Genomic DNA, 12,678 nt, shown 5'->3' with positions numbered 1-12,678 from the left:
TATATTTTTCGAGTAATCTACGTGCCAATGATACAAAGAAATGAAGCAAATTTGCATAAAAACTGGCAAAAAGAATTAGCAAATGTAGTTACCTGCCCAAAAGTGTTGTTAGAAATGGTTGGTTTATCGAGCCAAGTCCATGAAAACGACATAAAAGCTCGTAGCTTGTTTCCTGTTCGTGTGCCATTGCCTTTTATAAAAAAAATTCGTCATGGCGATGCAAATGATCCTTTATTGCTGCAAGTTATGCCTCGCCATCAAGAATTTTTAACTAAGTCGGGGTTTAATAAAGATCCGCTACTTGAGCAAGATAACAATCAACCAGGTCTGTTACATAAATATCAATCACGTGTTTTAGTCATGTTTAAAACTGGTTGTGCGGTAAATTGCCGCTACTGCTTTAGACGCCATTTTCCTTATCAAGAAAACCAGTTAAATAAACGCAGCCTTATTGATGCATTGAGCTATATACAAGCTGATAAAAATATTAACGAAGTGATTTTAAGTGGTGGCGATCCACTAATGGCCAAAGACGATGCCATAAGCTGGTTTTTAGATGAGCTTGAGCAAATACCACAAATAAAACGGATGCGCATACACAGCCGCTTACCCGTTGTGATCCCTGCACGCATTACTGAACAATTATGTGAAAGATTAGCAAAGTCACCACTAAAAATTATATTCGTGAACCATATTAACCATGCTAACGAAATAGATAATGACTTTAAAAACGCCATGAAGATGCTAAAACAAGCCAATGTACTGTTATTGAATCAGGCGGTTATTTTAAAAGATGTTAACGATACCGTTGATGCACAAATTAACTTAAGTGAAGCACTATTTGATGCAGACGTAATGCCTTATTACTTACACCTACTGGATAAGGTAGAAGGCGCAAGTCATTTTGATATAGATGAGGCGCAGGCCATAAAAATAATGGCAGAGCTTTTAGAAGCCCTGCCAGGATTTTTAGTGCCTAAACTGGTAAGAGAAATAGGGGGCCAAAAAAGTAAAACCCCTATTGACCTCAAATTGGTTTAAACATAAACGTTTACATTATTTCCAAGTGTTGCAGTAACCGACTTAGCCGGTGTTTGCGCACTTGAGGATTGTGTAGCACCTTCAATAAGCGCAAGTGCAGCGGCGCCATCAGCTTGCTGTTGCTTTTTAGATAAAGCAGCAGTTAAAACCTCTGCGCCTTGGCCTGCACCAGGGATTGTAGGTAGATTTCCACCTGATATATTCATAACTCACACCTGACATTTAAATGTAATACACGTATTATAGTCGTTGAATTGGTAAATTACTTTACCAACCCACTTAAGTATTTATCGGCAACATTGCACTAAGCTTTAGGAAAACCATGGATTCTATAATTGAACAACTCAACGCCAACTTAAAAATTGTTTACCGTCAGGCGCTTGATGCTGATAAAAAACTCGATGAGTTACAACAGCAAGGCCACGGAAAATTTAAAGCCTTATTTGCCGAGGACGCTGGATTTAGCTTTGAAGCTAAACGCTTTAAGCCGTACGTTTTAGACGTTGCCGCTGATGTAGAAAGCTTATCGAGCGACGGTTTTGATGAAGAAAAGCTAAAACAAGCAGTTATTAAACTACAAAACTTACTAACCTTGTTGGCCACCTTTAAGTAAGCACTCTGGGCTTACTGCGCAAAACACCTGTTGAACAGATGTTTTGCGCTATGTTACTTAATTCGCGGTAAAACTTGCTCACCAAACCACTCTGTTAATAAGCGTTTTTCGTAGTAAAACGCTTCATCTCGACCCATTTTAATTTTATCCATAAAACCCATATCTTTTAGACTTACGTTATCTTCTTGTGCGACAACGCCACTTTCATCACTAAGCACATAGTTAAATTCAATGCGTGGAAAGTGAATGGGTTTAACCACCCGAATTTCGTTAACACCGCCATAGCGTACGTCTCCGGCTAAATCTAAATCGGTGACTTCAATTTTTAAACTGTAGTTTTTAGGAAGTTGCTCGCTGAGCTTTGCAAAGTGTTCATCAATACTTTTGGCTATTTGCTTATGGTATGAGCCTTTAGTTTGGTTTGATGGGCGTACATCGCGATAATCATTAAAGTCATGCCATTTCACTTGAGCCTCACCCGCGCAAACAACACTCGGTAGTGCAATACACATCAACATTGCTATTTTTTTAACTAAGTTCATACGTTTCTCCAACGAGTATTTTGATCATTGTGATCAATTGAATATTTTACAAATCGCTATACATCACTTTAGCAATTACATATGAACTATAACTTAATCTTTACGCTGAGGTGTTATTAAAATTGCACAAAATGTAATCGAAAGTACGGTTTACGATCATACTATTACAAAGCAAATAAAATAATACATGTAAAAACTCATTATTTATGGTGAAATTAGGGTAATTGAACAGAGGTTTCCAAGGAGCATTCATGGCAATTTTAGTAACCGGTGGCGCAGGCTATATTGGCTCACACACCGTTTTAGAACTTTTACAGCAAGGCAGCGACGTTATCGTTATCGATAACTTAAGTAACTCCTCTGAAGAGTCACTTGAGAGAGTGAAAAAAATAACCGGTAAAGCAATTACTTTTTATCAAGGTGATATTTTAGATAAATCCTTTTTAGACTCAGTATTTGCAAAACATAACATTGATAGTGTAATTCATTTTGCAGGTTTAAAAGCGGTTGGTGAGTCGGTAGCCAAACCAATCGCGTATTATCAAAATAACGTACAAGGAACATTAACACTAGTTGATGCTATGCGTGACGCGGGTGTGTTTAAACTGGTATTTAGCTCATCTGCAACAGTTTATGGTGACCCTGCAAGCTTACCAATACGCGAAGACTTCCCCGTTGGCGGTACAACCAACCCATATGGTACGTCTAAACTAATGGTTGAAATGATGCTGCAAGATATCGCTAAATCAGATGAGCGCTTTGCGTTTGCTATTTTGCGCTACTTTAATCCTGTTGGTGCACATGAGTCAGGTTTAATTGGTGAAGATCCTAATGGCATTCCTAATAATTTACTGCCTTTCATTTCACAAGTTGCGGTTGGTAAATTAAAGCAGCTCGCTATATTTGGCGATGATTACGACACGGTAGATGGTACTGGTGTGCGCGATTACATTCATGTTGTGGATTTAGCCTTAGGGCATTTAAAAGCACTTGATAAAATAGCCGCAGAAACCGGCGCACTTGTTTATAACCTTGGTACCGGTAACGGCTATTCAGTATTACAAATGGTCAATGCGTTTATTAAGGCTAGCGACCAAGCTATCCCTTATGCGGTGTCGCCTCGTCGCCCTGGTGATATTGCAGCCTGTTATGCTGCGCCAGAAAAAGCCCTTAGTGAACTAGGTTGGCAAGCTGAGCGTGGTATTGATGTGATGATGCAAGATACTTGGCGCTGGCAATCAAATAATCCAAATGGATACAGAAAATAGAGGTTTTAGGTTTTAGGTTTTAGGTTTTAGGTTTTAGTTTGATATGAGCCTAAAACCTTATTCCTAGCACCTCTTTTTTACCTCTACCAGTTTTGCATTTCAACAATGCGAGACTGGGTTCGCGCATATTCAAAACTTAATTTTTTACCTTGATACAACTCGTTAATGTCAGCCTGGGCATTAATAACCAGTAATTTATGGCAATCATAAAACTCATCGACTAAGGCAATAAAACGCCTAGCTTCATCATCAAGAGTATGTTCATCTAACTGCTGCTTTTCGCGCTGATAGCTGTCTTCTATACCATGCACAATAACTTTACCAGTTGCCTCTTTTCCCATTATTGGCACATTCGCGATGTATACTACCGAAAACTGTTCTGCTAAAAACATATAGTCATTGGCGCTACGAGGGCCTGAGCACAATGCCATAAAATCAATTAGTAAAGCATCGTCAGTTTTTAATAAATAAGGAAGCACTCGGCCATGCACAGTTATTGTATTATTACGCATTGCATGAGAATGTGCGGATAAAAACCCAGCCTCAAATTCAGCATCGGGCAAGTTAATAAAATAATGACGACTGCTTCTACCGTACCTGAAGCGGTGGTCTTCCTCCCCCGCTACGTTAATTACATGACAATGCGCATTTATTAAATCGATAGTTGGTAAAAATCGCGCGCGTTGCAAACCGTTGTAATAAAGTTGCTCGGGTTTTGCGTTAGAGGTTGCGACTAGTACCACGCCTTGTTCAAACAAAGCGTTAAATAACCGAGCCATGATCATGGCATCACCAATATCACTAACAAAAAACTCATCAAAGCACAGTACCTTTATCTCTTTGGCCCACTGTTTAGCTATTATTTGTAGCGGATTTTTATCCCCTTGTAACTTGGCCAATTGAGCATGAATTTTTTCAATAAAGTGATGAAAATGCAGGCGCTGCTTTTTTTCTGTGGGTAAGTTTTTATAAAATAAATCCATCAGCATAGATTTACCTCGGCCAACAGGACCGTATAAATATACCCCTTTGATTAACCGTGCTTTTTGCCACCAGCTTGTTGGCTGATTTAATTGCTCACTCAAAGACTGTAACGCACTCACGGCTTGGTGCTGCGCCGCATCAAAAACAAGCTCTCCTGATGAAACTTTGCGGTGGTACAGGCTTAAAATTTCTGTGCTGGGCTCTGTCATGGTATTTCACTATCCGCTATACTCGCGGTCATTGTAGCCGACTAAAAATGTGAACAACATGAAATTTCCTTGCCGTTTAGATAAATTTATTAGCCATTTAGCAGAGTTACCACGCTCAAAAGCCCGTGCGGCAATAAAAAGCCAAGCGGCTAGCGTTAATGGCGAGGTGATCACGGCATTCGACTTTCAAGTTACTCAACAAGATGACGTGCTGTTTTATGACGAGCCATTAGTTTTTTTAGGTAAACGCTACTTTATGCTCAATAAGCCGGTAGGTTATGTATGCGCTAATTCAGATGAGTTACACAAAACCGTATTTGATTTGCTTGATGAGCCAAACATGGCCGATTTTCACATTGCTGGGCGTTTAGACATAGACACCACTGGCCTAGTGCTTATTACTAACGATGGCGACTGGTCACACAAAATTACCTCGCCGAAAAAGAATAAATTTAAAACCTATTTGGTTGAAACCCAAGAGCCGATTACCGATGATGCACTGCAGCAATTACGCGACGGTGTACAGCTTCACAATGAAAAAGATTTAACTCGCCCTGCTATTGCTGAGCGCTTGGGGAATTATGGTTTACGCTTGTCTATTTCTGAGGGTAAGTATCACCAAGTAAAACGTATGCTAGCAGCGGTAGATAACAAAGTAGTTGAATTACATCGTGAACAAATTGCGGGTATAAAGTTAGGTGAAGATCTGGCTGCAGGTGAATACCGCCCACTAACCGCCGCAGAGATAAAACTGTAAGGCTGTTTAGGTATTAGGAAAACAGCTTCAAACTGACCGCAGCCCTTTCTGAAACCTGACGCCTAAAACCTGCTCTTATGATTTAATCTGCACTAAATCAAAGTCTGTCATCCCGGGTACAATGGCTTGTAGGCGAGACTCTGTAATATCAAGAGAATTTAAGCATTCACAATATTCAGAGGCTTTAAGTTCTAATTGGTGGGCTTTTTTTTGCAACGACTTATCGATTTCTTTGGTGATGATATCCATGCGTTGCCCCATGTCGTTCATGCGGTCTTCTATATTGCCTTCTCGAGATTTAAACGCATCCCCGAGCGACATTAAAATAGCCCCCAAAGAGCCATGTACTGCAGAGTGTATTTTTTGGCTAATTTCTTTAGTAAAAAAATCATCAATTTGGGAAAGCGATTGAGGGGCTATAAAAAAGAAGTCGTCGCCACGCTTAAACTTATCCATAAGTGCACGCTCTACATATTGTAATTGCGTTTTTAGCACTTCGGGTTCTTTATCTGACATGCCCTCAACAACATGCTCAATAGCACTAAGCCCAAGGTTTACGCCATCAGTCGCTAAATCGACCAGCTCTGGAACCGTTTGACGAATACCATTGCTAAATTGTTCTAGCACTTTACTTTCGTCGGTACTTAAATCGACCCAGTAGCCTCGAATAAACAGTTGATTATTATTGTTAATTTGCACCCTAGTTTGGCCTTTATCAACAATACGGATCACATCATCGGTAATAATTAAACCATGACGAAGTTCAACATCACATTGCTTTTGTGCGATTGCATTGCAGCTTAAAAGTGCCATTGATAACGCCAATATCGAACGAGATAAAAACGCCATAAACACCTCAAAAAGACTAAAATAGGGGGTGGCTAGATTAACAAAAAACCAACTTTATGCAAGCAAAAGTAACACCCTAAAAACAAGGCACCATGAAACGTAACGTTTATACAGCGCCTTTATCCTCTGGCTTGTACTATTAAATAGGTGAGCCTGGTGGTATGGGTAACGCTTTAAAGTTATCAGGCCACTGGCCTGTTGTTAAAAACTGATTAATTTGCGCCGCTAAATAGTCTTTAAATGCGCTGTCACCTACTTCAGGATGGCTCAGTAAAGAGTGTTGATTAAACTCATCCGCTAGTTTATTTAAGTAAAAATGCAGTTGCGCTTGCACCTCTGGACTTAGTGTTTGGCTAGCGACAAGATCAGCCATAGTTTTTGCCGTTAAGTACTGTACTCGTTGCGTTACTTTTCCTGTCATGGTGGCAGGCGCTGATACATTAAACACCTGCTTATTTAATTGTTTAAGCAGCTCATCTAAGCCATAAAAGCGGTTATCACGTGCTTGTTGCTGTGCTAAACGATTTAATCGTTGAGCATTAAGTAATAGCGATAAGCTATGCTGCGCGGCGACTTCAGGTAATGCAAGTGCATCCATAGTTAAGCCGGTACGACCCACTATACTTTCTCGTGATTTAGACTCGCCATACGCTTTAGGTACGATTAAGGAAAGTATCGACTCTGGAATCGTTAAGTTGCTTGCTTTTAGGGTCGCTAAAATGGCATTAACCGCTTGTTGTTGAGCATCTTTAGTTACAACTTGAGCGCCTTTAACGGGTGCATCACTGCGTATCTCATAGTCATAATCAACGCCCGCGATAAGCTTAGCAACCGCTTCAACTTGATAACGGTGGAACAAATAAAGCGGTACTAGCTTTTCTTCCAATTGCGATAGCGCAACCCCAGTTTTTATATTATTAATACCAAACTGCCCAAGCGCCTGCTTTCGCACATCAAGCACTCTAAGTAATTCTTCACTTGGATTACTGCCATTATCCCAAAGATGCGCTGTAGGGTGCGCCCCACCTTTTGCACGGGCATCACTGTCAGAAATAAACGCCAAACCTTGCGCTTTATTTTGCTGTAAAATAGCAGCGAGTGCTGCGCTTTCATCTTGGCCGGTAAAATCACTGTAGCCATATTTGATCACTTGGGTATCCCATGCCCCCATGCCTTTAGCATAACCTTGAGATACATCTAACTGACCATTATCTGCAAAGCTCAATAACGGATGTGGATAATCCATCACCGAAGCACGATTATTTACTGACGCAGCAAAGTTGTGCGCAATACCCAGTGTATGACCAATTTCGTGAGCACTGAGTTGACGAATACGATCAAGTGCCATTGCCTGTAAGGTACTTGCTACTTCATTGCCTTTTAAATAAGGCGCTGCCAGTGATTCAGCAATTAAAATATCTTGGCGTACTCGTAGCGATCCTAGTGTGACATGGCCTTTAATAATTTCGCCTGTACGTGGGTCTATAATTGAACTGCCATAAGACCAACCACGAGTTGCGCGATGCACCCATTGAATAACGTTGTAGCGCACATCCATAGGATCAGCATTATCTGGTAGCACTTTAACTTCAAATGCATTTTTATATCCTGCTGCATTAAAGGCGTCATTCCACCATTGCCCGCCTTCTAATAAAGCCGTTTTTACTGGTTCAGGTACGCCAGGGTCTAAGTAATACACAATGGGTTCGACCGGTTCACTTACAGCCAGACTCGGATCTTTTTTTATTAACCGATGGCGTGGAATGTGACGCACATACATAGACTCATCGAGCCCTGCTGCATAATTTTTATGCTCCACACTCCAATAACCCGATTGCGGGCTGAATTTACGTGGCGTGTAATTGTCATCAGGCAATTTGATTAATGAATGGTGCATATGCACGGTTAGCGCGTATGGATCAGCACTCACTTGGCGCACATATTCACCTGGTTTAGACCCTTTAAAGGTGAGAATGGCTTCAAGTTCAGTATTTTTTACAAATGCTTTTGAGCGATTCATAAATACCGCACTGCGTGACTCATCAAGGCTAAACTGCCCTTGCTTGCGCGCAGCTAAAGTACGGCTTACGCCATGTACATCGCTTAGTAAATAGGGGGTGTAATCAATTAATGCAGCATTGTCATCTTGCGCGACAACTTTAAAACCCGCCAAAATACTGGATGCAAACGCTTCTTTAACGCTTTGCTGCTCTGCTAGATTACTTGTGTTAGCACGGTAGTAAGTATTTACAGCGCGCAACATAACCTTATTGCCGAAGCGCTCAAACTGTACCAAATAAGTACCGCCTAATTGGCCTCTATCTAAACCTATGTCGTTAGAACCAACGCCATAAGGTAAGCTGTGTTGTAATAAAAATTGTTGTTCAAGTTTATCGACCTTTAAATACACATTGCCGTTTTGCGTATCGTAAAAGAAAGAAAAATAACCCGGGAAATGGTTCATTTTTTCAGTAAATTCGTCAATAGACTTAATTGCTGCGTGCGCTTGGGTTATCATACAGAGCAGCACAGTAAAGAGTATGTAACTTAATCGTGATATTTTTTGCATAATCTTATCTTTGTTATTAGCGTTTTAAATGCGATGTAGCTACCCCATTATAGGGGGTTATTTATACAATACAGTTATTTAAGACGAATTTCAGCGCTCTAAACTAATTTCTCTCACATTATGATTAGTTTTAACACGTTATCAGGAAAAAAGAATGCGTAGACTCCCACCAGTATTACTAGAAGATGGCTGTTCAAGAGAACTTTTGTCGTTAATTCGTACTATTTTAGCGGCATGTAAAGAAATTTCATTTCGCGTCGGTCAAGGTGAATTATCGGGCGTATTAGGCTCAACCCTCGATGAAAACATTCAAGGCGAAACACAAAAGAAACTCGATGTACTGTCTAATCAGTTATTAAAAGATATATTGCTGGAGTCAGGCACAGTTAAAGCGATTGCCTCTGAAGAAGAAGATTATACCGTTGCCGGTAATCCAGATGCTGAGTACATTGTTGCATTTGACCCACTTGATGGTTCGTCAAATACCGATATTAACTCGCTAGTAGGCACTATATTTTCTATTATGAAAGCGCCGGTGGGCTCTGATGCTGCTGATGAAAAGATTTTTATGCAACCTGGGCATCAACAAGTAGCTGCAGGTTACGTACTGTATGGGCCATCGACCATGCTTGCGCTAACAACGGGTAAAGGTACACGCATGTTTACCTTAGATAAAACCCAAGGTAGCTTTTTACTTACCCAAGATTTTGCCGCTATTCCTGCTAAAACCAATGAATTTGCAATTAATGCCTCAAACCAGCGCCACTGGGAACCGGCGATGCAAAACTACATTAATGATTTACTTGCCGGAGATACAGGCCCTCGTGCTCAAAACTTCAATATGCGTTGGATTGCTGCAATGGTTGGCGATGTACACCGTGTACTTAGTCGTGGTGGCTTATTTACTTACCCAACTGATACTAAAGATCCTAATAAGCCTAACAAACTGCGTTTACTTTACGAAGCAAACCCAATGGCAATGCTAGTAGAGCAAGCAGGTGGTATTGCTTCAACAGGCACTGAGCGTATTATGGATATTCAGCCTGATGCCATCCATCAGCGTGTTGCGGTTATTTTAGGCTCTAAAGACGAAGTAGAAACTTGCTTGAGCTATCATAAGTAAACTTTAAGAACAGGTTTTAGGTTTCAGTTGTCAGCTAGAGATTAGCCCAGTAGTGGTTACTAACATCTGAAAACTGTTGCTTAAAACCTTTCATACTTTCTGATAACCACCTGCTACTGTTGTAACAGCTTTAACAACTGTGCGAGCTTTTGATGAGTCAACTCGCCCATTTGCTCGCTATTACTTAGCGCGTAAATAACACCTTCATGCTCAGCGCAATTTATGTCATCTCGCGACTCAATAACATTTGCCCACAGCTGTAAATCGTCAATATCAATTTCTTTATTGAAACAACGCGTAAGTACATTAATTAGTACAGGCTTTGTGAGTGTGTACAGGTAGATTTTATTGCTTGCTGCGGTTGAAACAATCACACTAATGGCACTATCTCTTTGCTCGCCAAATGTAATAAATTCAGCCAATGCTTTTTGTATATTCATAATGTTTGTTATTCTTGCTGCTCTACTGTTAATAAGACCTAAAATGACCCAGATAAACTGCAGCCAATGTAATACAACGCTTAACTGTAATGTTAATGATATAACCGCATGTTGGTGTTATCAGTTACCCGCTATTTTACCACTCAATGATACAGCAACCAGCTGCTTATGCCGATCATGTACTCTTGCTAAAATAAATAGCTATTTAGAGACTATATACACCCAACCAATAAAAGCTCAAATCGCTTTTGCTAAACAATTTAGAAGCAATGATAATTTAATTGAAGGGTTAGATTACACCATGCAAAATAGTTACATGGTGTTTAGTAAGTGGTATTTTTTAAAACGGGGTACTTGCTGCAAAAACGGGTGTAAAAATTGTCCCTACAATTAATCTACTCTCCCGCTGCAATTGGCAGTGAACTGTCGGCTCCCCATTCACTCCACGAGCCATCGTACACACTTAAATTACTATAGCCGCATTCATCAGCGAACAGCGCAAGCGCACAGGCAGTAACGCCAGAGCCACAGCTAAATTGTAAGTGGGTTGCATTACCAACTAATTCATTAAACTTTGCCTTTATAAAGTCGAGTGATTTTGCCTCGCCATTTTCTAATAGACTATTTAAAGGTAGCGAATAGCTATTAATAATATGGCCGCTGCGCATTCCGGCTCTTGGCTCACTACTTTTGCCGGTAAAGCGCTCATAAGCGCGTGCATCTAAAATAACTGTATTGGCATCCTCAGTAGCACTTAGCACCTGTTTTTTATCAATAAAGTAATCAGGCCGGTATTGAGCAATAAAATCGCCTTTTAATGATGCTTGTGTATAGTTTGATTCAACCGGAAGCCCAAGTTCAAGCCACTTGGCTAAACCGCCACTGAGGACTTTTACGTTATCAAACCCCATGGCTTTAAACATCCACCAAGCTCTAGCTGCACTGAATAACCCTGCATCTTCATAAATCACCACAAGTGAATCGTGATTCACTCCCGCTTTTTGCATCACTTGAGTAAATTGTTCTGCACTACACAAGGTATTAGGCAATGGGTTTGAGGGATCTGCGAGTTCTTTTTTGATATCAAACCGTTGTGCTTTAGGTAGCATGGCAACGGGTGAGTACTCCCCCGCAGCTGAGGGACGTAACATACCCGCATCAAAAATAACCAGGTTAGCTTGCTTTAAACGCATGTTAAGCCACTTTGCATCAACAAGATGTTTCATAAAAAATCCCCTAGAGTAAAGAACCATATAATCAAACTATTAGATTAAACAATACTAAGTAATTAGGTAATATCAACTTTAGCATTGGTTATTTAAAAATAGCTATAAAAATGGTCATAGAAGTAATACTTTGGAATACTATAGTAACTAATTTGTAGATGGATTTATGTTAGGATCTATCGTCAGTAACTTAATTATGAGAAGAATATTTTGAAACTATCTGTTTGTATTATTTGTAAGAATGAGGAAAATACAATTGCCCGCTGTTTAGAATCAGTTAAATGGGCTGACGAGATTATTCTGCTTGACTCAGGCAGTACAGATAATACACTCGAAATTGCAAAAAAATACACCGATAAGATATTCATTAGAGAGGATTGGCAAGGATTTGGCGAGCAACGTCGAAGAGCTGAACAGTTAGCTAGTAACGACTGGATTTTTGCTATTGACTGCGATGAAGAAGTTAGTGAAACATTAAAAAATGAGATACTTAATACTTTGCCTAGGTGTAGTGAAGAAAATGTATTAAGAATAAATCGGCTAACATATTTTTGTGGCCAGTTTATTTATCACAGTGGCTGGCACCCTGATCATATTGCCCGTATATACAACAAGAAAAAAACAAGTTACAACAGAAACTTAGTGCATGAATCTGTTATAACAAAAGACTGTGAGCTAATTACACTAAAAGAAAACATTTTACACTTCCAGCACCAAGATATTTTTACCTATCTTAATAAAAGAAACCACTATGCTAACTTAGGCGCAAAGCAAATAATTCAAAAAGGAAAAAAAGCCTCATTATCAAAAGCTACTGGCTCTGCCATATTTGCTTTTATTCGACATTATTTTTTAAGGCTAGGTTTTTTAGATGGAAGAGCCGGTTTCGTTATAGCTGTTATCCAAAGCCAATACAGTTTTAACAAATACCTTTTCTCAGCTTATAAATAATATATAGCTTTCATAGAATAATACTATTGAGTCTAATTACATATACTGGATTTTTTAAATGAATCTATTTCGCTTAAAGACTATTAAGCTACAAACAATAAAATAA

General features: G+C 39.8%; 14 protein-coding genes. 7 read left to right on the top strand and 7 right to left on the bottom strand.

The features are described from left to right. Positions 1-27 precede the first annotated feature (27 nt). On the top strand, positions 28-1,041 hold the full coding sequence (gene epmB, locus P20311_RS17810) for an EF-P beta-lysylation protein EpmB (RefSeq protein ID WP_008115469.1): 1,014 nt from the start codon (positions 28-30) through the stop codon (positions 1,039-1,041). On the opposite strand, the gene P20311_RS17805 is transcribed toward epmB, so the two are convergent. Next, positions 1,038-1,247, bottom strand: coding sequence for a hypothetical protein (locus P20311_RS17805; protein WP_008115467.1), 210 nt, complete (start codon positions 1,245-1,247; stop codon positions 1,038-1,040). The genes epmB and P20311_RS17805 overlap by 4 nt on opposite strands. A 116-nt stretch (positions 1,248-1,363) precedes the next feature. Between P20311_RS17805 and P20311_RS17800 the strand changes: the two genes are divergently transcribed. Further along, on the top strand, positions 1,364-1,654 hold the full coding sequence (locus tag P20311_RS17800; RefSeq protein ID WP_008115466.1) for a hypothetical protein: 291 nt from the start codon (positions 1,364-1,366) through the stop codon (positions 1,652-1,654). 53 nt (positions 1,655-1,707) lie between these two features. On the opposite strand, the gene P20311_RS17795 is transcribed toward P20311_RS17800, so the two are convergent. After that, positions 1,708-2,196 (bottom strand): DUF3016 domain-containing protein, encoded by a 489-nt coding sequence (locus P20311_RS17795; protein ID WP_008115465.1) that lies wholly within the window; start codon positions 2,194-2,196, stop codon positions 1,708-1,710. A 251-nt stretch (positions 2,197-2,447) separates the two neighbouring features. Between P20311_RS17795 and galE the strand changes: the two genes are divergently transcribed. Continuing rightward, positions 2,448-3,464 carry a UDP-glucose 4-epimerase GalE gene (gene galE / locus P20311_RS17790; protein WP_008115464.1) on the top strand — a complete coding sequence of 339 codons (1,017 nt, stop codon included), beginning with the start codon at positions 2,448-2,450 and terminating at the stop codon, positions 3,462-3,464. An 83-nt stretch (positions 3,465-3,547) separates the two neighbouring features. On the opposite strand, the gene zapE is transcribed toward galE, so the two are convergent. Then, on the bottom strand, positions 3,548-4,657 hold the full coding sequence (gene zapE / locus P20311_RS17785) for a cell division protein ZapE (protein ID WP_008115463.1): 1,110 nt from the start codon (positions 4,655-4,657) through the stop codon (positions 3,548-3,550). Positions 4,658-4,715: 58 nt separating this feature from the next. Here zapE and rsuA point away from each other — a divergent pair, with 58 nt between their 5' ends. Continuing rightward, positions 4,716-5,414, top strand: coding sequence for a 16S rRNA pseudouridine(516) synthase RsuA (rsuA, locus tag P20311_RS17780; protein ID WP_008115462.1), 699 nt, complete (start codon positions 4,716-4,718; stop codon positions 5,412-5,414). A gap of 75 nt (positions 5,415-5,489) precedes the next feature. Here rsuA and P20311_RS17775 read toward each other — a convergent pair whose 3' ends face one another. Both P20311_RS17775 and P20311_RS17770 read right to left on the bottom strand, forming a co-directional pair. Next, entirely contained in the window at positions 5,490-6,263 is a 774-nt protein-coding gene (locus P20311_RS17775) for a YggN family protein (RefSeq protein WP_008115461.1), read from the bottom strand. Between the two features lie 139 nt (positions 6,264-6,402). Then, positions 6,403-8,832 carry a zinc-dependent metalloprotease gene (locus P20311_RS17770; RefSeq protein ID WP_008115460.1) on the bottom strand — a complete coding sequence of 810 codons (2,430 nt, stop codon included), beginning with the start codon at positions 8,830-8,832 and terminating at the stop codon, positions 6,403-6,405. A 154-nt stretch (positions 8,833-8,986) separates the two neighbouring features. On the opposite strand from P20311_RS17770, the gene P20311_RS17765 reads away from it, so the two are divergent. Beyond that, entirely contained in the window at positions 8,987-9,955 is a 969-nt protein-coding gene (locus P20311_RS17765; protein WP_008115459.1) for a class 1 fructose-bisphosphatase, read from the top strand. Between the two features lie 113 nt (positions 9,956-10,068). On the opposite strand, the gene P20311_RS17760 is transcribed toward P20311_RS17765, so the two are convergent. Next, a complete protein-coding gene (locus tag P20311_RS17760) occupies positions 10,069-10,395 on the bottom strand; it encodes a hypothetical protein (protein WP_008115457.1) in 327 nt (108 codons plus the stop codon). Between the two features lie 43 nt (positions 10,396-10,438). Between P20311_RS17760 and P20311_RS18840 the strand changes: the two genes are divergently transcribed. Further along, positions 10,439-10,789, top strand: a complete 351-nt coding sequence (locus P20311_RS18840; protein WP_035112598.1) for a cysteine-rich CWC family protein — start codon at positions 10,439-10,441, stop codon at positions 10,787-10,789. Between the two features lies 1 nt (position 10,790). Here P20311_RS18840 and P20311_RS17755 read toward each other — a convergent pair whose 3' ends face one another. Further along, positions 10,791-11,621 (bottom strand): sulfurtransferase, encoded by an 831-nt coding sequence (locus P20311_RS17755; protein ID WP_008115454.1) that lies wholly within the window; start codon positions 11,619-11,621, stop codon positions 10,791-10,793. 210 nt (positions 11,622-11,831) lie between these two features. Here P20311_RS17755 and P20311_RS17750 point away from each other — a divergent pair, with 210 nt between their 5' ends. Continuing rightward, the gene (locus P20311_RS17750; RefSeq protein ID WP_008115452.1) at positions 11,832-12,572 is read left to right on the top strand and encodes a glycosyltransferase family 2 protein; all 741 of its coding nucleotides are present in this window, start codon (positions 11,832-11,834) and stop codon (positions 12,570-12,572) included. Positions 12,573-12,678 lie beyond the last annotated feature (106 nt).

The organism is Pseudoalteromonas sp. BSi20311 (assembly GCF_000239875.1).
Lineage (GTDB): Bacteria > Pseudomonadota > Gammaproteobacteria > Enterobacterales > Alteromonadaceae > Pseudoalteromonas.
This window is presented reverse-complemented; position numbering and strand designations above follow the sequence as displayed.

What these genes read in the sequence shown, in the direction of transcription:
- P20311_RS17755 (WP_008115454.1), bottom strand. Translation starts at nt 11,621, where the DNA reads ATGAAACATCTTGTTGATGCAAAGTGGCTTAACATGCGTTTAAAGCAA.
- P20311_RS18840 (WP_035112598.1), top strand. Translation starts at nt 10,439, where the DNA reads ATGACCCAGATAAACTGCAGCCAATGTAATACAACGCTTAACTGTAAT.
- P20311_RS17760 (WP_008115457.1), bottom strand. Translation starts at nt 10,395, where the DNA reads ATGAATATACAAAAAGCATTGGCTGAATTTATTACATTTGGCGAGCAA.
- P20311_RS17775 (WP_008115461.1), bottom strand. Translation starts at nt 6,263, where the DNA reads ATGGCGTTTTTATCTCGTTCGATATTGGCGTTATCAATGGCACTTTTA.
- P20311_RS17795 (WP_008115465.1), bottom strand. Translation starts at nt 2,196, where the DNA reads ATGAACTTAGTTAAAAAAATAGCAATGTTGATGTGTATTGCACTACCG.
- rsuA (WP_008115462.1), top strand. Translation starts at nt 4,716, where the DNA reads ATGAAATTTCCTTGCCGTTTAGATAAATTTATTAGCCATTTAGCAGAG.
- P20311_RS17805 (WP_008115467.1), bottom strand. Translation starts at nt 1,247, where the DNA reads ATGAATATATCAGGTGGAAATCTACCTACAATCCCTGGTGCAGGCCAA.
- P20311_RS17765 (WP_008115459.1), top strand. Translation starts at nt 8,987, where the DNA reads ATGCGTAGACTCCCACCAGTATTACTAGAAGATGGCTGTTCAAGAGAA.
- P20311_RS17770 (WP_008115460.1), bottom strand. Translation starts at nt 8,832, where the DNA reads ATGCAAAAAATATCACGATTAAGTTACATACTCTTTACTGTGCTGCTC.
- galE (WP_008115464.1), top strand. Translation starts at nt 2,448, where the DNA reads ATGGCAATTTTAGTAACCGGTGGCGCAGGCTATATTGGCTCACACACC.
- zapE (WP_008115463.1), bottom strand. Translation starts at nt 4,657, where the DNA reads ATGACAGAGCCCAGCACAGAAATTTTAAGCCTGTACCACCGCAAAGTT.
- P20311_RS17800 (WP_008115466.1), top strand. Translation starts at nt 1,364, where the DNA reads ATGGATTCTATAATTGAACAACTCAACGCCAACTTAAAAATTGTTTAC.
- epmB (WP_008115469.1), top strand. Translation starts at nt 28, where the DNA reads ATGATACAAAGAAATGAAGCAAATTTGCATAAAAACTGGCAAAAAGAA.